We start from the raw sequence: 21,123 nt of genomic DNA on the forward strand, positions 1-21,123 counted from the left end.
CCAGCGCCCGAAGGGATGACAAACAGATGAGCTTGCCGCTGCGCCCGGGCGACCCGGCCAGAGTCGGCCCGTACGAACTGGCCGGACGGCTCGGTGAAGGCGGCATGGGCACGGTCTTCCTGGGCCGTGATCCGAACGGCCGGGCGGTCGCCATCAAGATGGTGCGGCCCGAGTTCGCCCACGAGACCGAGTTCCGCGGCCGGTTCCGCAGCGAGGTGAACCGGGCCAAGCAGGTCCCGCCGTTCTCGACGGCGGAGGTGATCGACGCCGACCCCGACCACGAGCCGCCCTACCTGGTCGTCGAGTACGTGGACGGTCCCAGCCTGGCCGCCGAGGTCAAGGCGAAGGGTCCGATGTCCGACACCGCGCTGCACGGCGTGGCCGTCGGGATCGCCACGGCGCTCACCGCGATCCACGGGGCCGGCGTCATCCACCGCGACCTCAAGCCGGGCAACGTGCTGTTCGCCCGGGGCGGCATCAAGGTCATCGACTTCGGCATCGCCCGCGCCTTCGAGGCGACCAGCCAGCACACCCGCACCGACCAGCTGGTGGGCACCGTTGCTTACATGGCGCCGGAGCGTTTCGACCCGGTCGACGGGCGGCCCGTCACCGCGGCCGCGGACATCTTCGCCTGGGGCGCCGTGGTGGCGTACGCGGCCACCGGCCGGACCCCGTTCGCGGCCGAGTCCGCCCCGGCCACCGCCATGCGCATCCTCACCCAGGACCCCGACCTGCGCGGGGTCCCGTTCGCACTGCGCGGCGCTGTCGAACGGGCGCTGGCCAAGGAGCCCGGCGACCGGCCCACCGCCCGTGAACTGCTGGATCTGCTGCTGGCGGGTGCCAAACTGCCGCTGCCGAACGCCCTGGCCGGACCTACCGTGCCCACCCCGGCCCTTGCCGATCCGGCCCGGCCCGGCTCCTCCGTGGCCACTCCCCCTCCCGTGGCTCCGCCCACCGGGGTCACTCCCGCCGCGTCGGCTCCCGCTGTGGCCGCTCCTTCCGCTTCTTCCGCCTCGGCCTTCCCCTCGCCCGGCTCCGCAGCCGGCTCCCCCGCGCATGCTCCCTCCGCGGCAGGCTTCCCCTCGCCCGGCTCCTCTGCGGCCGGCGGCGCCTTCAGGGGTGCTCCGGAGTCCGTGCCGGACGACCCGCCGCCGGCAGCGCCACGCCGCAGTCGTCGCGCGCTCGCCGTGGCCGCCACGGCCGTCGCGGTGGTCCTGGCCGCGTCGGCCGGCGTCCTGATCCGCAAAGACGTCTTCGACACCCCGGCCGCGGGGCCTCAGGCTCCGGTCGCCTCCTCGTCGGCCGCGGCCTCGCCCAGCACCACGACCGCGAGCCCGGCACGGACCCCGACGCCCGAGGAGCGCCTGAAGGCCATCCTGCTCGGCAAGAACCGGACGCTGATCCACGCCGCCGAGATCGACCGTGACCTCGCGTTCGACGACAACTCCATCGAGATCGAGGCCGGCAACGGCACCGGCGCCAGGTCGGAGTTCGCGCTGGTCCCGATGGGCGTCGACTTCCTGATCCGGGCGATGTACGACCCGAACGGCGAGGAGATCTGCCTCGGCGTGCGGATCGATCCGGAGGCGTCGGCCAACGTGGTGGGCACCGAGTGCGCGGCCACCAAGGGCACGCTCTTCGAGTTGGTACGCACGGAACTGCGCGACGACAAGAACCGGCCGCGCTACCACATCTACAACGACTCGTACGGCTTCCTGCAGTGGGACTCGAACGGGAACCCGGACGGAGGCGAGGAGGGCACCGGCGCCTTCTTCGTGGAACAGGTGGGTGACGCGCCGCCGCTGACCTCGTTCAGCTTCGTCGACCGGGGCCCGCTGCCGTCGCCCGCTCCCACCCGCTGACGAGGCCTTTCTCCTGTCCTGGCGCCCCGCAGCCCGCGGTCAGGCGCGGTGGATCGTGGTCAGCTCGGTCAGGCCGGAGATCTCCAGCAGCGGTGCGAGCAGCTGGCCCGTACGTACCTCGATGTGATCGGCCTGGGCGAAGAGCGCCGCGAGACCCGCGCTGTCCAGGTACTGGACCGCCGTCAGGTCGACGACCAGCCGCGAACCGTCGGCACCCGCGACCGCCTCGGTCAGAGCGTCGGCGAAGACACCGGCGTTGCTCATGTCGATCTCGCCGGCGACGGTGAGGACGACGGCACCGTCCGGGCCGGTGCCCGTCCTGAGGGTGAGCTCGGTGGTCATCAGGTTAGCCTCGCCTGCATGTCGACGACGGTGCCGGTCGTTCCGGAAGTGACGGTGACAGTGTGCATGAAGGCACGCATGAGCTTGATCCCCCGACCGCGGTACGGGCTTGCGTCCGGGTCGGGTGTCTTCCAGCGTCCGCTGTCGGAGATGGTCAGGCGCAGGTCGCCGGCGGTGGCCGCGGCGCGCAGCCGGATCCGGCCGCCGGGGTGCTCGCGGTGCCCGTGCTCGATCGCGTTGGCACACGCCTCACCTGCCGCCACCAGAACATTCTGGATCATGCCGGCTTCGATGCCGCACCGATCAAGCCAGCCGCGCAGCGCCGACCGGACCGGGGCCAGCCGGCTCGACTCGGCGGGGAAGTCCAGCTCCAGCGGGCCTGGGTGGCGGTAGAGCAGCAGGGCCACGTCGTCGTCGTAGCCGGTCGCCGGGGCGAGCCGGTCCATGATCTCGGTGGCGAGCTCCTCGACCGGGGTACCGAGACCGTGCCGGACCGCGGTGCTGGCCGCGCCGATACCGGCCGACAGCGGCTGCCTGCGCCGTTCCACCAGTCCGTCGGTGTAGAGCAGCAGCGTCGCCCGGGGCGGCACGGTGAAGTCGGCGTCCGGCCGGTCGGCGCCCGGCCGCACCGCGACCGGCCGGGACCGGCCCTGATCGAGCAGGTGCGTGCTGCCGTCCGGGTGACCCACGATGGCCGGTGGGTGCCCGGCGCTCGAATAGGTCAGATGCCCGGTGACCGGATCGAGGACGCCGCAGAACACCGTGGCGCAGCCGGCGCCCGGCAGCAGCGCGGCGAACCGGTCGAGGGCCATCAGCGTCCGCGACGGGCTGGAGTCCTGCAGCAGCAGCGCCCGGCAGGCACTGCGCAGCTGGCCCATCACGGTGGCCGCCTGCAGTCCGTGCCCGACGCAGTCGCCGACCACGATGCCGATCCGGCCGTCGGACAGCTCGATCGTGTCGTACCAGTCGCCGCCGACCTTCAGCGGGCGCGTCGCCGGCTCGTAGCGGACCGCGAAGCCGCTGGGCAGCAGGTCCGGGCCGAGGATGGCCCGTTGCAGGGCGAGGGCGGTCTCGCGCTGCTGGTCGATCCGGTCGATCCGGCGCAGGCCCTGGCTCAGATGGCCTGCCAGCAGGGCCAGCAGCGTCTGATCGGGTGAGGTGAACGGCCGTCGCCGGCTCGGTTCGATCCAGAGCACCATGGTGCCGTGCGGATGATCCAGGACCATGCCGGTGCCGGCGCGGGTCAGCGCCGGCCGGTCACGCAGCGCGAGGATCGCGGACCGGCGTTCCTCGGGCAGGCTGTCCCAGGTCAGGGACTGGTCAGTGGCGGTCATCGCCGGTTCGGCCCGGTCCGCGAAGACGGCCGCCAGCACGTGGGAGGCCTGCCAGATCTCGCGCAGCTCGTGCAGCACCGCATCGAGGGCGCCGCCCAGGTTCTCCGCCTCGGACAGGCGCATCCCGAGCGCGGCCAGCGCGCTGTCCCGCTGGATGGCGTAGTGCTCGGCTGTGACGTCACGGAACGTGCCGACCACCACCCGCCTGCCGGTGTCCGGGTCCCGGACCTGGTTGAACGACGCGGCGGCCCACAGCCGCCGCCCGTCGCGATGCACCACCGGGATGGTGTAGGTGCCGTGAGGCTCGTCGAGCACCATCGTGAAGGCATGCGCCACCGCCCGATGCGCGTCCGGGTCGGTCTCGGAGTCCGGCCACCACGGGTGGGTCGGAAGATACGGCAGCCCCTCCGGGCCGTACCCCAGAATGTCGGTGAAAGCGCTGTTGATCTCGATGACCGAACCGGTCTCGTCGCAGACGAAGAACGCCTCCTGCAGCGAGTCGATCAGCGCGGTCCGCCACCGTGCGTGATGGTTGCGCAGCCGGGCGAGTTCGACGTTGGCGCGGACCCGGGCCAGCAGCTCGGCCGCCGAGAACGGCTTGAACAGGTAGTCGTCGGCACCCGCTTCCAATCCCTCGATCGACGCCTCCTGCCCGGCGCGCGCCGACAGCAGCAGCACCGGCGTGCTCGCCGTCCGCGGATCGGCGCGCAACGCCGCCACCAGCTGCAACCCGTCCAGGCGCGGCATCATCACGTCACTGACGACCAGGTCCGGCACCTCGGCGCGGGCGCTGTCGAGCGCCGCCTGACCGTCGACGACGGCGGTCACCCGGTGCCCGGCGGAGCGCAACAGCCGGGTCAGGTAGTCGCGCATGTCGGCGTTGTCGTCGGCCACCAGCAGAGCCGCGCCGCCGTCGGGGTTGAGGCTCGGGTCGGCGACCGGCTCGGTCGTCAGGGCCGCCCCGCTGTCGTCGGGCAGCCAGCGCAGGGCCTCCTGCAGGAACGGGTCGGCGTTCATCGGCACGGCCCGGCTGTCGTCCGGCGACACCAGGGCGTACGCGGGAAGGTGCGCATGCCCGAACGGGAGGCGGATGGTGAAGGTGGTGCCCTTGCCGACTGTGCTCTCCGCGGCGATCGTGCCGCCGTGCAACCCGACCAGCTCCTGCACCAGGGCCAGGCCGATGCCGCTGCCCTCGTTGGACCGGGACCGGACGTTCGCGATCCGGTGGAACCGCTCGAACAGGCGCGGCATCTCGTCCTCGGCCACGCCCGCGCCGGTGTCGGCGACGGTGACCACCGCCGTCGCGCCGTCGGCGCGTGCCGTCACCCGGACGCCGCCGTCGAACGTGAACTTCAGCGCGTTGCTGAGCAGGTTGAAGACGACCTTCTCCCACATGCCGCGGTCCACATGCACCGGCTCGGGCAGCGGCGGGCAGTCCACCTCGAAGCTCAGACCGGCGCGTTCGATCGCCGACCGGAACACGCTGGCCAGCTCGGCGGTGGTGGCGGCCAGGTCGACCGGCTCGAAACGGGCCTGCATGCGGCCGGCCTCGATCCGGGAGAAGTCGAGCAACGTGTTGACGAGCTTGCCGAGCCGCAGCCCGTTGCGGTGGATGACCTCCAGCTCCTCGGTCACCCGCTTCCCCGCGCCGGCGAGCTGTTCGCGCAGGTCGTCGACCGGACCCATGATCAAGGTCAACGGCGTGCGGAATTCGTGGCTGATGTTGGAGAAGAAGGCGGTCTTGGCGCGGTCGAGCTCGGCCAGTTCCTCGGCCCGTCGCTGCTGGGCGCGGTAGCTGCGGGCGCCGGCGATGCCTGCCGCCACGTGGCCCGCGATCAGGTCGACGAACCCGCGATAGCCGTCGTCCAGCGGCCGATAGCGGTTGAGGCCGGCGACGAGGAAGCCGTACGGCGTCCCGCCCTGCCGCAGCAGCGGGACCACCAGAGCCTGCGTGGGCGGATCCGGCCAGGCCCCGCCCGGCAGCCCGCTGTCCGGTCCGAGCTCGACCAGAGCGGGCTCACCCCCGGAGACCTGCTCGGCCGGCCAGATCCCGGCAGCGGCCGCCGGATGCCCGGCGTCGATCCCGGTCGAAGCCGCGAGCCGGGCCGTGCCGTCGTCGTCGAACAGGTAGGTCAGGGTGAACGGCAGATCCTGCTGGTTGCGGCCGAGCTGCTGACTCGCGAACGTCAGCATCTCCTCCTGGGTGCGCACGACGCTCGGATCCGAGCCCAGGTCGCGCAGCGTCGCCATCCGCCGCTCGCCGATCACCCGATCGGTGTCCTCGCTGACCACGCAGAGCATGCCGACGAGGGCGCCGTCGTCGTCGCGCAGCGGGCTGTAGGAGAACGTGTGATAGGACTCCTCGGAATACCCGGCGCGCTCGAGGAACAGCAGCAGGGCCTCGTCCCACGTCGCCTCGCCGGTGCGCAGCACGGTGTCGATGCGGGGCCCGATGTCGCCCCAGATCTCCGCCCACACCTCGCTCGCCGGCCGGCCGAGCGCCCACGGATATTTGCTGCCCAGTGTGTTGCGGCGGTAGGCGTCGTTGCAGAAGAACGTGAGCTCGGGGCCCCACGCCATCCACATCGAGAACCGGGAGGAGAGCAGGATGCTCACCGCTGTCCGGAGGCTCTGAGGCCAGCCGTCCGGCACGCCGAGGGGACTCGCCTCCCAATCGACCGCGGCGAGATCGGTGCCGACCTCGGGGTCGGCGGAGAAGGAATCACCGTTCATCGCGTCCGCTTGTCCCCTTGCCACAGGCCGCCGAAACCCTCACGACGTTAGCGGCTTCGGACCTCCGAGCGTCAGCCGGGTCGTTCAGCCGGGTTTCAGTATTCCTGGGTAAGGATGGTCGCCATGCGTGTACTCGTCGTCGAGGACGAGAAACGGCTCGCCTGGTCGCTCCGGGTGGGCCTGGAGGCCGAGGGCTTCGCGGTCGACGTCGCTTCGGACGGCGTCGACGGATTGTGGCTGGCCAGGGAGAACGATTACGACGTGATCGTTCTCGACCTGATGCTGCCCAAGCTCAACGGCTATCAGGTCTGCGCCGCACTGCGCGCCGAGGAGAATTGGACTCCGATCGTGATGCTGACCGCCAAGGACGGCGAGTGGGATCAGGTCGAGGGTCTGGACACCGGCGCCGACGACTATCTGACGAAGCCGTTCTCCTATCCGGTCCTGGTGGCCCGGCTGCGTGCGGTGGCCCGGCGCGGCGCCCGTGAGCGGCCGGTCGAGCTGACCGCCGGTGATCTGCGGATCGATCCGGCCGCGCGGAGGGCCTGGCGGGGCGAGAGCGAGATCGAGCTGACGGCGCGGGAGTTCGCGTTGCTCGAGTTCCTGGCCCGCAACACCGGTGACGTCGTCTCCAAGCAGCGAATTCTGGACGCCGTGTGGGACGCGGACTTCGACGGGGATCCGAACATCGTCGAGGTCTATGTGCGGCACCTGCGCAACAAGATCGACCGCCCGTTCGGCCGGGAGGCGATCCAGACCGTCCGCGGAGCCGGTTACCGCCTGGGCGGCGACGGTGGTTGAACGCGCCTCGATCCGGCTGCGGACCACGGGTCTCGCCGTGCTGGTCATGGCGATCATGCTGGCCATCGGCGCGGGGACCCTGGTCCTGCTGACCCGGGAGTCGATGCGCGGCGGGATCGAGGACATGGCCGAGCGACGGGCGTCCGCCCTCGCCGCCCAGATCTCCGCCTCCGGCCTGCCCGCCGCCTCCCCGTCCGCCGTTTTCCCTTCCTCCTCCCCCGACACCGTCCTTCCGGGCGGCGCCCTTCACCCCTCCGGCGCCCTTCCCCCCTCCGGCGCCCCTCTCCCCTCCGGCGCCCCTCTCCCCTCCGGCGCCCCTCTCCCCTCCGGCGCCCCTCTGCCCTCCGGCGCCCCCTCCCCGTCCAGAGCCCCCTCCTCCGGCGCCGCCTCCTCCAGCGGCACCGACGAGTCGGACCTGTCAGACGAGGACGACGATGAGGACATGCGGTGGCGGGTTCTGGATGCCGCCGGCACGGTCGTCCTGGCTTCACCGGCGGACGATGACGAGGACCAGCCGTACCTTCGCGTCACCGAGGACGCCGGGCCCTACACCGTGGTGGTCGAGGCGTCCCTGGACGAGGTCGGCGATGCCACGAGGGCGCTGGTCACACCCCTCGTGATCGGGGTTCTGGGTGTGCTCGTCCTGGTCGGAGGGGTGACCTGGGTGGTGGTGACCGGCGCGCTCGCGCCGGTCGAGCGGATCCGCCGGGAGGTCGAGGAGATCACCGGCGAGCGGCTGGACCGGCGGGTGCCCACGCCGGTGGCCCGAGACGAGATCCACCGGCTGGCGGCCACGATGAACCGGATGCTGGCCCGCCTGCAGGACTCCCGCGACCGGCAGCAGCGGTTCGTCGCCGACGCCTCGCACGAGCTGCGGTCACCGCTGGCCGGCATCCGGCAGGCGGCCGAGGTGGCCCGGACCCATCCCGGCGCGCTGCCCGAGGGCGAGCTGGCCGAGGCGGTGCTGGAGGAGGCCGCGCGGATGGAACGGCTGGTGGAACAGCTGCTGCTGCTCACCAGAACCGGCGGGGCCGGTGTACGGGAGCCACAGGACGTGGACGTCGACGACCTGGTTCTGGCCGAGGCGCGGCGGATACGCCGGGCCGGGCTGACGGTCGACGCGTCCGGGGTCGGGGCGGGACGGGTGCGCGGGGACCGGACGGCGCTGGCTCAGGTGGTCCGCAACCTGGTCGACAACGCGGCCCGCCACGCACAGGGCACGGTGGCGGTCGCAGTCCGCACCGGCAGCGGCGGGCCGGGTGACGCCGGTGCCGGCGGCCGTGGTGGCGAGGGGGTGACGCTCGTCGTCGAGGACGACGGGGCCGGGATTCCCGAGAGCGAGCGCGAGCGGGTGTTCGAGCGCTTCGTGCGGCTCGACGAGGCGCGGGACCGGGACGCCGGCGGGAGCGGGCTGGGGCTGGCGATCGTCCGGGAGATCGTGTCCGCGCACGGCGGGACGGTCGGCATCGGCACGTCCGCGCTGGGTGGGGCCCGTTTCGTCGTACGGCTGCCGGGTTCCTGAAAAGGTCTTCAGCCGCGTTCAGGTGAGATTCAGGGACCGCGGCGCAAGCTGTGGCCGTAACCGATCACCACGAGAAGGGCACAGCTCATGAAGACCAGCAAGCGCACCGTCATCGCGGGTGTGGCCATCGTCGCCGCCCTGGGCACGGGTGGAGCGGTGTGGGCCACCGCGGCGAATGCGGACAGCGGGCCGGATGACGATCGTGTCCTGAGCGCCCAGGAGCGCTCGTCGGCGGAGTCCGCCGTGCTCGCCGCCGTCGCGGGCGGGACGATCCTCGAGGTCGAGGCGTCCGACGACAAGGGCGTCGCCTACGAGGCCGAGGTTCGTGACCCAGCCGGTCAGGAGTGGGACATCGACCTGGACAACACGTTCAAGGTGCTGACCAAGACCGCGGACACCGAGGACGACGCCGATGACAACGACGCGGAGGACGACGACTGATTGTCGGATCGGGGTCTTTCCTATTTGGAAGCGGGCGGGTAAAACAATCTTCACGGTTTCGGCACTTGCAGTGCTAATAGTTCCGCGCGTTCTCCTTCGCCGTGGCCGGACAGGGCGGCTCATCGCCGCGCCGCACGACGCCGGGAGATACCGATGGCCGCACATGCCCGTTCCCGTTCCCGCCATTGGCAGTGGCTGCTGCTGATACCCACGGCAGCGCCACTGCTGACCCCGTTCACCAATCGGATCGAGCCCACCCTGCTGGGCGTGCCGTTCTTCTTCTGGTACCAGTTCGCCTGCGCACTGCTCGCGACGGTCGTCATCACGGTGGTCTACCTGGCCACCCGGGGAGACCGGCCATGACCGACCGGGAGATCGAGGTCGGCGTGTTCCTGGCGCTGATGACGCTGGTCGTGCTGGTCGGGTTCGGTGCGGCCCGCTGGCGCCGGCCCGCCGACCCCTACGACATCGAGGAGTGGAGTGTCGGCGGGCGGGCGTTCGGCAACTGGACCATCTGGTTCCTGCTCGGCGGCAGCATGTACAGCGCGTACACGTTCATCGCCGTGCCGGCGCTCACCTACGGCGTCGGCGCGATCGGCTGGTTCGCCGTGCCGTTCGCGATCGTCACCACCCCGCTGACCTTCTACTTCACGACCCGGGCCTGGTCGGTGGCGCGCCGGCACGGCTTTCTGACCCACAGCGAGTTCGCCGCCGCCCGGTTCGGCTCACCGGGCCTCGGCGCGCTTGTCGCCATCACCGGCATCCTCGCCACCATTCCGTATGTCGCGGTGCAGCTCATCTCCCTGCAGGCGGTTCTGCGGACCATCGGGTTCGGCGGCGAGTGGCCGCTGCTGGCCGCGGTGACCTTGGTGTCGGTGTGCACGTTCCGCTCCGGGCTGCGCGCGCCCGCGCTGCTCTCCGTGGTCAAGGACGTGCTGCTCGGCTGGATGCTGCTGACCGCGGTGCTGATGGTGGCCATGTACGGCGGCTGGGGCAGCACATTCCGGATCGCGGCCGTCCGGTTCGCCGCCAGCCCGAACCCGGCAGACGGACTGCTGCTGCCGGAGACCGGGCACCTCGGCTTCCTCACCCTGGTCATCGGGTCGGCGCTGGCGATCTTCGCCTACCCGCACGCGCTGGTCGGGATGCTCGCGGCGAAGGACCGCGACACGGTCCGCCGCAACGCGGCCGCCCTGCCCGTCTACTGCGCGGCGCTCGCGGTGATGGCCCTGCTCGGGTTCTTCGCCCTGGCCCAAGGGGTCACCCCGGCCGACGGCGACCTCAACACCGTGGTGCCCCGGATGATCCACGAGTACTTCCCGGCATGGTCGGCAGGGATCGCGTACGCGGCCCTGAGCATCGCCGCCCTGATCCCGGCCGCGGTCATGTCGATCGCCGCGGCCAACACCTTCACCCGCAGCCTGTACCGCACCTATCTGCGGCCCGGCGCGTCGCCCGCGGCCGAGGCCTGGACGAGCCGGTGGATGTCGCTGTTCGTCAAGTTCGGCGCGGCCGGCCTGATCCTCGCCGTCGACCCGGCGTTCTCCGTCGACCTGCAGCTGATCGGCGGTGTGCTGATCCTGCAGACCATCCCGGCGGTCTTCCTCGGCCTGCTCACCGGCTGGTTCCATCGCGTCGCCCTGGCCGCCGGGCTGCTCAGCGGCCTGGCGGTCGGCCTGGTGCTGATGTGGGACATCCCGAAACTGGACGCGACCGGCCGGGTCGTCGCCGAGCACTTCGGCGGAGCCAGCTGGTCGCTCGGTGACGGCCGTACCATCTACGTCGGCATCGTCGCCCTGGCGGTCAACCTGCTGGTCACGGCGGCTCTGACGCTGTTGCTGAAGGCCGCCGGGGCGGCTGAGGGCCGCGACCTGACCCGGCCCGACGACTACCTGGCCGACGCGGGCGACCCGTACCTCAAGCGGCTCGACGAGCTGATCGACGGCCTGCCCACCGCGGCCGAGCGCCGGGAGAGCGTCGGTTGAGCACCCGCTGCCGTCCGGGCGCCCGGCGGCGTCCGCACTGACGCGCTGCCGGCCTCGGGCCTCGGCCCCGCGGCGGGCGGCTGTTACGCGGCTCGCGAAAGTGTCGGTGGGTGCTGCTAGGTTCTCGGCACTGTTCGGCGAAGGCGTCACTACGCGCGGCCAAGGGAGTCCCGTGGGCATTTACAAGAAGCTGAAGACCTTTGCGGGCCTGCCCGTCGTCGACGTCGACACGAAGAAGAAAAAGCTGCCCGACGATCCGTCCACGGTGGCCTGGCGGATCGACCTGGAGGACTTCGAGGCCGACCCCGAGGAGCTCGAGGCCGCCTTCGAGAAGGTGTTGAAACGCACCGGACCGGCCGGCCCCACCGCGCTGATCATCGGCGAGTGGGGGTCGGCCTACGACACCTCGTTCCCCTACGATCTGCTGGTCCGCAACGCCTCACGGCTGACCGCGCTCCGGTCGCTGTTCGTCGGTGAGATGACCGGTGAGCAGTGCGAGATCTCCTGGATCCATCAGGAGGACATCACGCCCGTGCTGGAGACGTTCCCGGCGCTGGAGCGCCTATGGGTGCGCGGCGGCGAAGGCCTCGAGATGAAACCGGTCGGCCACGAGAGCCTGCGCGAGCTGGTCCTGCAGTCGGGCGGCCTGCCCGCCGAGGTGATCCGGGCCGTCGGCGCAAGCGACCTCCCCCATCTGACGCACCTGGAGCTCTGGCTGGGCGTCGACGAGTACGGCGGCGATGCCCGCGCCGACGACCTGGCCCCGATTCTGGCCGGGCGATCCCTGCCGTCGCTCACCTACCTCGGTCTGCGCAACGCCGAGATCGCCGACGAGCTCGCCGCGGCCGTCGCCGCCGCGCCGATCGTCGCCCGGATCACCGATCTCGACCTGTCGATGGGCGTGCTCGGCGACACCGGCGCCGAGACCCTGCTGGCCGGGCAGCCGCTGACCCACCTGCGGTCGCTGAAACTGCGCCACCACTTCATGTCGAAGGAGATGGCCCAGCGGCTGGTCGACGAGCTTCCCGGGGTGGAGGTCGACGTCGCCAAGCGGCAGGAGGAAGAGGAGTGGGGCCGCTACACGGCGGTGTCCGAGTAGTGCGTCTCGCCGTCGTCGGAAACCCGGAGAACCGCCGGGTCGCCCTGTTCACCGAGGCCGTGCTGCGGGCCGGACTGCCCGGGCCGGAAGTGTATGCATGGCGCGATGTGCTGCTCTCCGGCCGGGTTCCGGGCCCGGGCACCCACGTGCGGATCGACTCCCCCGGGGAGAACACCGAGGTCGACCGGCTGCTGCGCGAGCTCGGCGAGCGCCGGCCCGCGAGTCCGGCCGAGCACGGTGAGATCGTCGGGACGGCGGCGGCGTTCGCGGGTCTGCGGGAGGCGCTGCGACGGGTCGAGGCCGGTGGCGGGCGGCTGCTCAACCAGCCCGACGACATCCTCGCCATGACCGACAAGCCGCGCTGCCACGCTCTGCTGGCCGCCTCGGGTGTCCCGGTGCCGCCCGCGCTCGCCCCCGTGCACGACTACGACTCGCTGCGCGCCGCCATGACGGAGGCTGGCTGGGGCCGCGTCTTCGTCAAACCCTCACACGGCTCGTCGGCGTCCGGGGTGATCGCGCTGACCGCGGCCGGGCGGCGGGTCACCGCGATCACGTCGGTGGAGCTCAACGGCGACAAGCTCTTCAACAACCTTCGGGTACGCCGGTACGACGACGAAACCCCGGTCCGTGCGATCGTCGACCGGCTGGGACCGGACGGGCTCCACGTCGAACGCTGGTTCCCGAAAGCCACCCTCGACGACCGGACGCTCGACCTGCGGGTCGTCGTGATCGCCGGGGCGCCCCGGCACGTGGTCGTCCGCACCAGCAGCTCCCCCATGACGAACCTGCACCTGGGCAACGCGCGCGGCGACGTGGAGGCGGTCCGCGCCGCGGCCGGTGAGCCGGCCTGGGCCGCGGCCATGGAGACGTGCGCGCGGGCCGCCGCGTGTTTCCCGGGGACGCTGCAGGCCGGCGTGGACCTGATGTTCCGCAGCGGCTGGCGCGACCACGCGGTGGCCGAGGTCAACGCGTTCGGCGACCTGCTGCCGCGGGTCCTGGTGGACGGCCTGGACACCTACGACACCCAGGTCTCGGCCCTGGCCGGCGGATGGGCGGGTGTGGCGTGCGCGAGTTGATCGGGAGTCATGACCTGCTGTTCGTCACGCTTGACACACTGCGGTACGACGTGGCGGCCGAGTGCCTGGCGGGCGGGCGCACGCCGTACCTGGCCAAGGTCCTGCCCGATGGTGTGTGGGAGCGGCGGCACACCCCGGCGAGTTTCACCTACGCCGCCCATCACGCCTTCTTCGCCGGGTTCCTGCCGACGCCGGTGACGCCGGGCCCGCACGAGCGGATGTTCGCGGCCCGATTCGGTGGGAGCGAGACCAGCGGCCCCGGGACGTATGTCTTCGACGCCCCGGATCTGCCCACCGCACTCGCCGCGGCCGGCTACCACACCGTCTGCCTGGGCGGCGTCGGCTTCTTCAACCCCTCCGCGCCACTGGGACGGGTGCTGCCCGGCCTGTTCACCGAGGCACATTGGGAGCGGGCGTTCGGCGTCACCACTCCCGGCTGTCTCGACGCCCAGCTCGACCGCCTGGAGACCATCGTCGACGGCCTGCCACCGGAGCGTCCATTGTTCACGTTCGTCAACGTGGCCGCGCTGCACCAGCCGAACCGCCACTACGTCCCCGGCGCCGAGTCCGACGACCTGTCGACCCACGCCGCCGCGCTGGAGTACGTGGACGGCCGCCTGGATCGCCTGTTCACCCTGGTCACCGGCCGGGGACGCCCCTGCCAGGTGATCATCTGCTCCGACCATGGCACCCTCTACGGCGAGGACGGCCACACCGGCCACCGCGTCGCTCACGAGGCCGTGTGGACGGTCCCGTACGCCGACTTCATCCTGGACGCCCGGTGAACCTCGACTCGCCCTATCAGGGTTACCTCTACGCCTACCCCCACAAGACCGCCTACCGGCGCCTCGAACCACGGCCGCTTCTGCGGGACGTCTGGGCGGCCGAGCCACAGCATTCCCTCTTCGGGTACGTGCACCTGCCGTTCTGTGAGATGCGTTGCGGCTTCTGCAACCTGTTCACCAGGGCGAACCCACCCGCCGAACAGGTGACCGCCTACCTCGCCCAGCTGCGCCGGCAGGCGGGCGCGGTCCGCGACAGCCTCGACCCGGCGGCGTCGTTCTCTCGTCTCGCGATCGGCGGTGGGACACCGACCTACCTGACCGCGCCGGAGCTCGAGTCGCTGTTCGCGATCCTCGGCGAAACCTTCGGCGCTCCGTCGGTGCCGTTGTCGGTGGAGACGTCCCCGGCCACCGCGACACCGGACCGCCTGGCCGTTCTCGCCGCGCACGGGACGACCCGGATCAGCATCGGCGTGCAGAGCTTCCTGGACACCGAGGCGCACGCGGCCGGGCGGCCACAGCGGCTCCCCGAGGTGATGGGCGCCTTGCAGGCGATCAGGGACGCGCGGATCCCGGTCCTCAACGTCGACCTCATCTACGGCATCGACGGGCAGACAGCCGAGACGTGGCAGCACTCCCTCGACGAGGCGCTGCGCTGGTCGCCCGAGGAGCTGTACCTCTATCCGCTGTACGTACGGCCGCTGACCGGGCTGGGCCGCCGCGCCCACGCCCGCGCCGACTGGGACCGGCAGCGGCTCCAGCTGTACCGGCAGGCTGTCGAGGTGCTGACCGCCGCCGGATACGTCCGCCACTCGATGCGGCAGTTCCGCCGGGCCGACGCACCGGTGCCCGACGGGCCGGACTACTGCTGCCAGGACGACGGGATGGTCGGACTGGGGTGCGGCGCGCGTTCGTACACGAGCGATCTGCACTACTCGTTCGACTACGCGGTGGCCGTTCCCGAGGTCCGCGCGGTCATCGACGACTTTCTGTCCCGGCCGGCCGGCGACTTCCGCTACGCCGAGTTCGGCTTCCGGCTCGACGCCGTCGAACAGCGCCGCCGCTGGCTGCTCAAGTCGCTGCTGCGCGCCCAAGGCGTCGACGCGACCGCGTACACGGAACGATTCGGCACGCCGCACACGGACGACTTCCCGCAGCTCACCGAGCTGATCGATCGTGGCTGGCTGAACGAGGACAGGACCGTGCTCACCGCGTCAGGACTGGACCACTCCGACGCCATCGGCCCCTGGCTGGTCTCCGGCGAGGTCCGTGAGGCGATGGGAAGCTACGTCCCGCGATGAACGATCTCTACGTGCTCTATCGCGGGCCGCTGGCCAGCTGCAACTACGACTGCCCGTACTGCCCGTTCGCCAAGCGGGTCGACCCGCCGGAACTGCTGCGGGCCGACCGCGCCGACCTGGAACGCTTCGCAGGCTGGGTGGAGGCGACCACCGACCGTCGGCTGTCGGTGCTGTTCACCCCGTGGGGTGAAGCCCTGACCCGGTCCTGGTATCGGGACACGATCGTCCGCCTGTCACACCTCCCGCACGTGGCACGGGTCGCCGTCCAGACCAATCTCGCCGCTCGCACCGGCTGGCTCGCCGAGGCGAACCCCCAGGTCGCGGCATTGTGGGCCACCTACCATCCGGGCCAGGTGACCCGGGACAGGTTCCTTGTCCGCTGCCGGGAGCTGCTGTCGCTCGGTGTCCGCTTCTCGGTCGGTGTCGTCGGCCTGCCCGAGCACCACGACGAGGCCGTGGCGCTGCGGGCCGCGCTGCCACCGGAGGTCTACCTGTGGATCAACGCGGCCGAGGGGCACCTCTACAGTGCCGACGAGGAGCGACGCTGGACGGCTCTCGACCCGCGATTCGGTGACAGCGTCCGCCCGCACGCGTCACTGGGAGTGCCCTGTCACGCCGGTGAGAACGCGATCTCGGTCCTCGGCGACGGCACGGTCCGCCGCTGCCATTTCATCAAGACCCCGATCGGCAACCTCTACGACGGGAGCTGGCGCACGGCACTGCGACCACGCGCGTGCACCAACTCCCTCTGCGACTGCCATATCGGGTACGTGCACCTCAAGCCGCTGGGGCTACGCGATGTGTACGCCGACGGGCTGCTCGAACGCATCCCCGCTGTCTGGCCCCTGACCTGACGGCTGCGGTGCGGTCGACGGCCGTACACGGACCATGGTCGTGGTGTAGCCGCCACCCGGATATGTCCAGCCGCCGGTGATCGTGGTGCCATCGGCGTCGATGGCGCCCCGGTAGCAGGCCGGACTCCCCTTGGCGCCACCCCAGATCGTCAGCATGTGCTCGTCGATCTCGTAGACGTAGTCGAGCGTGTTGCCCTGCGTGTCGTAGAACCGGGACACGACGTCGTCGCCGACCGGCTCGCCGAACGGGTGCAGGTGTCCGATCACCTCCATGCCGCTGATCCGCCGGCCGTCGTGCACCAGGTCGACGTGCTGCAGCAGGAAGAATCCGCCGTCCATCCATGCGTAACGGACGACCCCCTCGGCGCCGCCGGTGACCTTCCACGTGCCGGCCAGCCGGTCGAATGCCCGCATCTCGTTCATCTCGTCCTCCTCGGGTCGGTGTTTCGCCGCTACCTCGGAGCGGGGCGGCCACCCTCGACACGGCGGCCATGTGGCCTGAGTCACAGCCGAGTCTGTCGAGATCCGTGCGCCGGCTCCGAGGTAGCGGCAAAGACCCAGGAGGAGCCATGGATTCGTACGACCGCATGTTTCTCGCCGGAGCCCTCGCCGGCCCGGTCTTCTTCGCCTCGGCGGTGTGCCAGATGGCCGTCGTCGAGGACTTCGACATCACCCGGCACGCCCTCAGCCAGCTCGCCAACGGCCCGCTCGGCTGGATCCAGGTCGTCACGTTCGTCGTCACCGGGCTCGGCGGCCTGGCGCTGGCGGCGGGCCTGCGCCGGACCGTGACCGAGGGCGTCGGCCGGCGGGCGCTGCCGATCGCGATCGCCGTCTTCGGGGCCGGGATGATCCTCGCCGGGGTGTTCCCGACCGACCCGGTCAACGGCTTCCCTGCCGGCGCGCCCGAGGAGCCCGTCGCACCGGTCTCCTGGCACGGCATCGTCCACGGAACCGCGAACGTCCTGGCGTTCGCCGCCCTGGCCGTCGCCGCGATCGTGGTGACCGTCCGCTGCGCCCGCCGTCGCGCCGTACTACCGGCGACGCTCAGCGGTGTGACCGCGCTGGTCCTGCTGCTGCCGATGTCCCCCGAGCACATGAGCGTTCAACTGGCGCTGACCGGTGTCGTGGCGTTCGGCTGGGTCACCGGTCTCGCGCTGGCCCTGCGTCCGCGCGTAGCGTGACGAGCCGGGCGGAAAGGAACCGGACATGAAGTATCTGCTGCTCGGATACACACCGGCCGCGGCGTGGGATGCCGCCGGTTCCGGCATGGACTCACCGGAGGCGCAGGCCGCGTTCGCTGCCTACCAGCAGTTCGAGCGTGAGCTGACGGAGTCCGGGGAATTCGTCTCCAGCGAGGGCCTCGGCCACCCGGCGGTCAGCACCACCGTCCGCCGCACCGAGGCCGGGACGGTGGCCACGGACGGGCCGTTCGCCGAGCTCAAGGAAGTCCTCGCCAGCTTCGCGGTGATCGACGTGTCCGGCCATGAGCGGGCCGTCGAGATCGCCTCCCGGATCGTCGAGGTGCTGGGCGAGCCGATCGAGGTACGCCCGATCCTGTGCGCGGACTTCCCCGGGTGATCCGCTCCGCCGAGCCGCCCCGAGAAGCGGCGACACCGGGCGACGTTAGGTCAGGCCCAGCCGGACGCCGGCCCGGCATTGAAGGCCTGTTGCGGGCGGAGGCGCCCCAGGTACTCGGGGCGCTGGTGCGCCGCCTCGGCCACTTCGACGTGGCGGAGGACGCCGTGCAGGAGGCGCTGCTGGTGGCGAGCCGGGTGTGGCCGGCCGATGGAATTCCGGAGAATCCGCGCAGCTGGCTGATCCGGATCGCCTACCGCAAGATGGTCGACCTGCTCCGGGCCGACCAGGCCCGGCGCCGGCGCGAGATGCATGCGGCGTTCACCGAAGCAGCACCCGCTGTGCAGGAGACCGATGACAGCCTCACGCTGCTGCTGTTGTGCTGTCACCCGGCGCTCGGCGCGAACTCGCAGGTGGCGCTCACGCTGCGCGCGGTGGGCGGGCTGACGACCGCGGAGATCGCGCATGCCTACGGCACGACCGAGAACACGATGGGTACGCGGATCAGCCGCGCGAAGCAGCAGCTGATCCGAGCGGGGGCCCGATTCACGCCGCCGACCGATGCCGACCGGGAGGAGCGGTTCGACGCCGTGATGCGGGTGCTGTACCTGACCTTCAACGAGGGTCACACCGCATCGTCCGGGGACCGGCTCGTCCGGGTCGACCTGACCGCCGAGGCGATCCGGCTGACCCGCATGCTGCACCGGCTGGCGCCCGAGCACGTAGAGGTGAGCGGGTTGCTGGCGTTGATGCTGCTCACCGATGCCCGGCGGGGCGCCCGCACCGGCGTCGACGGCCTGGTCCCGTGGGAGGACCAGGATCGGTCGCGGTGGGACCCGGCTCTGATCGCCGAGGGCACCGCCCTGCTGGACGGCGTCTGGCCGCTCGGCCGGGTGGGTATCTACCAGCTACAGGCAGCCATCGCGGCCGTGCACGCCGCGGCACCGGCCGCCGACCGGACCGACTGGGCGCAGATCGCCGTCCTCTACGTCTGGCTGGAGCGGCTCGCCCCGAGCCCGCCGGTCCGGTTGAGCCGGGTGGTCGCGGTGGCTCGGGCGTACGGTCCGCAACGCGGCCTGGCCCTCCTGGACCAGATGAATCAGCGTCACCACCTGGACACCGACCCGCTGACCCGGCACCGCGAACGAACCGTCCGCGCGCACCTCACCGAGGAGACCGGAGATCCTGCCCGCGCGGCCTCGCTGTACCGGGAAGCCGCCGCACTGACCGCCAACGAGGTCGAACAGCGCTACCTGATCACCCGAGCCGAACGCCTGGACCCGCCGCCCGGGACTGCTAATTGATCGCGACCGGAAGGCCTGGCTGGACCGATGGGCAGCCGGGCCGCCAGCCCCCACAGCCCGGCAGCCAGCCATGCGATCCCGCAGCCCGGCGACCAGCCAGGCGATCCGGCGACCAGCCATGCGATCCGGCGGCCCCGCGACCCGGCGACCAGCCATGCGATCCGGCGACCAGCCATGCGATCCGGCGGCCCCGCGACCGGCCTAGCGGCCAGCCCCGCGGCCCAGCCTCCCGGGACGCGGCCCGGCGCGGTCAGGTCTGGACCAGAGGGTGGTATTCGTCGGCGGTGAGGCCGAAGGTCCAGGCGACGCCCTCGCGGGCGGTGCGGGTTCGGGGTGGGACGCGTAGCCAGTAGACGCGGCTCGTGCCGTCGGGCTCGGGAGTGGAGTTGACGACCTCGACCATCACCAGGGGCTCGTCGCCGTCCAGGTTCACGCGCCACAGGGTGCCGGTCTCGTCGGAACCCATCTTGTGGGCGCCGACCTCGCGCATGTACCGGTCGTAGCCGAAGTGCTCCAGCATGACCCGGCGGATCTCCGCGTTCTCCTCGCGGCGGATACGCCGGGCGGTCAGGGTGGGCAGGTCGGCGGCCAGCGACTCGGGGATCGGCATGCCGCGCCAGGCCCATAGACCGTAGCCGTCCGGGAACTCCAGGGCGGCGCCCTCACCTCGGTGCAGCCGGCCGACGTTGTCCCGGGTCAGTGTGACTGGTCGCTCGGTCAGCACGGCGACCCGTTCGTTCGCCCACCACCAGCCGGTGTGCCTGGCCACCTCGGCGAGACCGGTCAGACCGGTCATCAGGCCGGCCTCCGGGATCAGCCGGTCGGCGGCCTCGAACGTGGACAGCCAGGTGCCGTCGTGCTGGCCGTAGATGGCGTCGAGCACCGGCATCCGCACGGCCCGGCCCTCGTCGCCGGGGAAGTCGGCGGCCAGGTCCTCGCCGAGACGCAGGCGTAGGCGGCCCGCGATCAGGTCCATCACCAGAGCCCATGAACGGCGGCCGGCCGCCGCGCTGAGCTGCGCCCAGCCGTCACTGCCGAGCGCCTCGACGGCAGCCTTGCGGGCCGCCGCCCACGGCTCGGTCCGCACACGGCGCCGCAGCGACGCCCCGGCAGTCTCACCGGGCGTCCAGCCCTGACGCGACAGCTCGGCCCGCACCTCAGCGAACCAGCCGGGCACCTCGGCCTCCGCGTCAGCGGCACCAACCGACTGAGCCGGCACACCGGCACTCGCCGCGGGAAGACCAGGCGCCGCAGCCTCGGCCACACCAAGCGGCGCCTCCGCGGAAGCTCCTGAGACGCCGGACGGTGCACTCGACAGCAGGGCGACCGCTGCAGCACCGGCGCGTGGGGAACCGAACCAGTAGATCCGCTCCGGAGCCGGGAGGCCGGCCAGCCGATACGCGGTCCGTACGCCCTCTTCGGCGGCGGTCCGATCCGCGTCGCCGGTCTGGACCGCGGCGGCCAGCCACTGGTCCTCGATGGCGGCGGCCATCGCCTCCTGGGCGTGGCTCAGCTTCATCGCGCTCCCCCTCAGTCCGCGACCGGGCGGAACGCGCCCGGAATGTATTCGCGCTGCCGAACGACCCGGTATTGACCGGACGGCAGCGAGATCGGCCCGTGCTCCTCGTGGGTGACCCGCCCGTGCGACGGCACGTCGATGAACATGCGCTCCGGGTCGTCGAGGTCGGCGAGCAGCTGCAGCCCCGGGCCGCCGACCACGTGGGCGTGTCCGGTGGCCTCGCCCCGGGCCAGCACCATCCGCCCGCGGCGGTCACGTGGAACCGGAGCGCACGCGGGCACCGCCGTCTCCACCACCGGAATGATCAGCACGTCACCCTGCCGGTACATCCGGCCCTCCGATCGCCGTTCGACCCTGACGCGCGGCACGCTACCGCCGGGGTACGACATTTTCGGCCGCGGCAGCCCCGACCTGTGGGAACACGCCACAACGACCGGCACCGGACCGCGCACGACAGGACGAAGGGCAGCAGGCACCCGCTCGACCGCACTTCCGGGGTGGGCCTGCCCCGTTTTGACGGACATCCAAGATCAGGGGACCTGGGGTCTCCGGGAGGATGTCCAGCATCATGGAGAGCGTGGGAAAGAAGCGAT

General features: G+C 71.6%; 19 protein-coding genes. 14 read left to right on the top strand and 5 right to left on the bottom strand.

Translation table 11 applies throughout. The features are described from left to right. Window positions 1–26 precede the first annotated feature (26 nt). On the top strand, window positions 27–1,862 hold the full coding sequence (locus CLV67_RS49035; RefSeq protein ID WP_106330871.1) for a serine/threonine protein kinase: 1,836 nt from the start codon (window positions 27–29) through the stop codon (window positions 1,860–1,862). Window positions 1,863–1,901: 39 nt separating this feature from the next. Here CLV67_RS49035 and CLV67_RS49040 read toward each other — a convergent pair whose 3' ends face one another. Next, window positions 1,902–2,204 (bottom strand): STAS domain-containing protein, encoded by a 303-nt coding sequence (locus CLV67_RS49040; RefSeq protein ID WP_106330872.1) that lies wholly within the window; start codon window positions 2,202–2,204, stop codon window positions 1,902–1,904. After that, window positions 2,204–6,271: a SpoIIE family protein phosphatase gene (locus CLV67_RS49045; protein ID WP_106330873.1), complete on the bottom strand. Its 4,068-nt coding sequence runs from the start codon at window positions 6,269–6,271 to the stop codon at window positions 2,204–2,206. The genes CLV67_RS49040 and CLV67_RS49045 overlap by 1 nt, the downstream gene beginning before the upstream one ends. Before the next feature lie 123 nt (window positions 6,272–6,394). Between CLV67_RS49045 and CLV67_RS49050 the strand changes: the two genes are divergently transcribed. From CLV67_RS49050 to CLV67_RS49095, 10 genes are all read left to right on the top strand, one after another. Continuing rightward, the gene (locus CLV67_RS49050) at window positions 6,395–7,072 is read left to right on the top strand and encodes a response regulator transcription factor (protein ID WP_106330874.1); all 678 of its coding nucleotides are present in this window, start codon (window positions 6,395–6,397) and stop codon (window positions 7,070–7,072) included. Continuing rightward, the gene (locus tag CLV67_RS49055) at window positions 7,065–8,594 is read left to right on the top strand and encodes a sensor histidine kinase (protein ID WP_203737317.1); all 1,530 of its coding nucleotides are present in this window, start codon (window positions 7,065–7,067) and stop codon (window positions 8,592–8,594) included. The genes CLV67_RS49050 and CLV67_RS49055 overlap by 8 nt, the downstream gene beginning before the upstream one ends. Before the next feature lie 87 nt (window positions 8,595–8,681). Next, complete coding sequence (locus CLV67_RS49060; RefSeq protein ID WP_106330875.1) at window positions 8,682–9,035, top strand: PepSY domain-containing protein; 354 nt, start codon at window positions 8,682–8,684, stop codon at window positions 9,033–9,035. Window positions 9,036–9,188: 153 nt separating this feature from the next. Next, complete coding sequence (locus CLV67_RS49065; protein WP_106330876.1) at window positions 9,189–9,398, top strand: DUF3311 domain-containing protein; 210 nt, start codon at window positions 9,189–9,191, stop codon at window positions 9,396–9,398. Further along, a complete protein-coding gene (locus CLV67_RS49070) occupies window positions 9,395–11,020 on the top strand; it encodes a sodium:solute symporter family protein (RefSeq protein WP_106330877.1) in 1,626 nt (541 codons plus the stop codon). The genes CLV67_RS49065 and CLV67_RS49070 overlap by 4 nt, the downstream gene beginning before the upstream one ends. A gap of 172 nt (window positions 11,021–11,192) precedes the next feature. After that, entirely contained in the window at window positions 11,193–12,119 is a 927-nt protein-coding gene (locus tag CLV67_RS53040; protein WP_106330878.1) for an STM4015 family protein, read from the top strand. After that, window positions 12,119–13,195, top strand: coding sequence for an STM4014 family protein (locus tag CLV67_RS49080; protein WP_106330879.1), 1,077 nt, complete (start codon window positions 12,119–12,121; stop codon window positions 13,193–13,195). Before CLV67_RS53040 ends, CLV67_RS49080 begins: the two co-directional genes overlap by 1 nt. Further along, complete coding sequence (locus tag CLV67_RS49085; RefSeq protein WP_170154306.1) at window positions 13,183–13,980, top strand: STM4013/SEN3800 family hydrolase; 798 nt, start codon at window positions 13,183–13,185, stop codon at window positions 13,978–13,980. The genes CLV67_RS49080 and CLV67_RS49085 overlap by 13 nt, the downstream gene beginning before the upstream one ends. Beyond that, on the top strand, window positions 13,977–15,278 hold the full coding sequence (locus CLV67_RS49090) for an STM4012 family radical SAM protein (RefSeq protein ID WP_203737316.1): 1,302 nt from the start codon (window positions 13,977–13,979) through the stop codon (window positions 15,276–15,278). The genes CLV67_RS49085 and CLV67_RS49090 overlap by 4 nt, the downstream gene beginning before the upstream one ends. Continuing rightward, a complete protein-coding gene (locus tag CLV67_RS49095; RefSeq protein WP_106330882.1) occupies window positions 15,275–16,132 on the top strand; it encodes an STM4011 family radical SAM protein in 858 nt (285 codons plus the stop codon). Before CLV67_RS49090 ends, CLV67_RS49095 begins: the two co-directional genes overlap by 4 nt. Here the strand turns inward: CLV67_RS49095 and CLV67_RS49100 are convergent. After that, the gene (locus CLV67_RS49100; RefSeq protein ID WP_203737315.1) at window positions 16,070–16,555 is read right to left on the bottom strand and encodes a hypothetical protein; all 486 of its coding nucleotides are present in this window, start codon (window positions 16,553–16,555) and stop codon (window positions 16,070–16,072) included. The two genes, CLV67_RS49095 and CLV67_RS49100, sit on opposite strands and share 63 nt — an antisense overlap. A 146-nt stretch (window positions 16,556–16,701) precedes the next feature. On the opposite strand from CLV67_RS49100, the gene CLV67_RS49105 reads away from it, so the two are divergent. The 3 genes from CLV67_RS49105 to CLV67_RS49115 all read left to right on the top strand — a co-directional run bounded on the left by CLV67_RS49105 (window position 16,702) and on the right by CLV67_RS49115 (window position 19,011). After that, entirely contained in the window at window positions 16,702–17,313 is a 612-nt protein-coding gene (locus tag CLV67_RS49105; RefSeq protein WP_106330883.1) for a DUF998 domain-containing protein, read from the top strand. Between the two features lie 25 nt (window positions 17,314–17,338). Beyond that, on the top strand, window positions 17,339–17,710 hold the full coding sequence (locus CLV67_RS49110) for a YciI family protein (RefSeq protein ID WP_106330884.1): 372 nt from the start codon (window positions 17,339–17,341) through the stop codon (window positions 17,708–17,710). A gap of 89 nt (window positions 17,711–17,799) precedes the next feature. Beyond that, window positions 17,800–19,011 carry an RNA polymerase sigma factor gene (locus tag CLV67_RS49115; RefSeq protein WP_239166547.1) on the top strand — a complete coding sequence of 404 codons (1,212 nt, stop codon included), beginning with the start codon at window positions 17,800–17,802 and terminating at the stop codon, window positions 19,009–19,011. A 250-nt stretch (window positions 19,012–19,261) separates the two neighbouring features. Here the strand turns inward: CLV67_RS49115 and CLV67_RS49120 are convergent, their stop codons facing one another. Further along, window positions 19,262–20,530, bottom strand: a complete 1,269-nt coding sequence (locus tag CLV67_RS49120; RefSeq protein ID WP_203737313.1) for a DUF6745 domain-containing protein — start codon at window positions 20,528–20,530, stop codon at window positions 19,262–19,264. Between the two features lie 11 nt (window positions 20,531–20,541). After that, window positions 20,542–20,859 carry a hypothetical protein gene (locus tag CLV67_RS49125; protein ID WP_106330885.1) on the bottom strand — a complete coding sequence of 106 codons (318 nt, stop codon included), beginning with the start codon at window positions 20,857–20,859 and terminating at the stop codon, window positions 20,542–20,544. Between the last annotated feature and the right edge of the window lie 264 nt (window positions 20,860–21,123).

The organism is Actinoplanes italicus (genome assembly GCF_003001815.1).
In the GTDB taxonomy this organism is placed as follows: Bacteria; Actinomycetota; Actinomycetes; order Mycobacteriales; family Micromonosporaceae; genus Actinoplanes; species Actinoplanes italicus.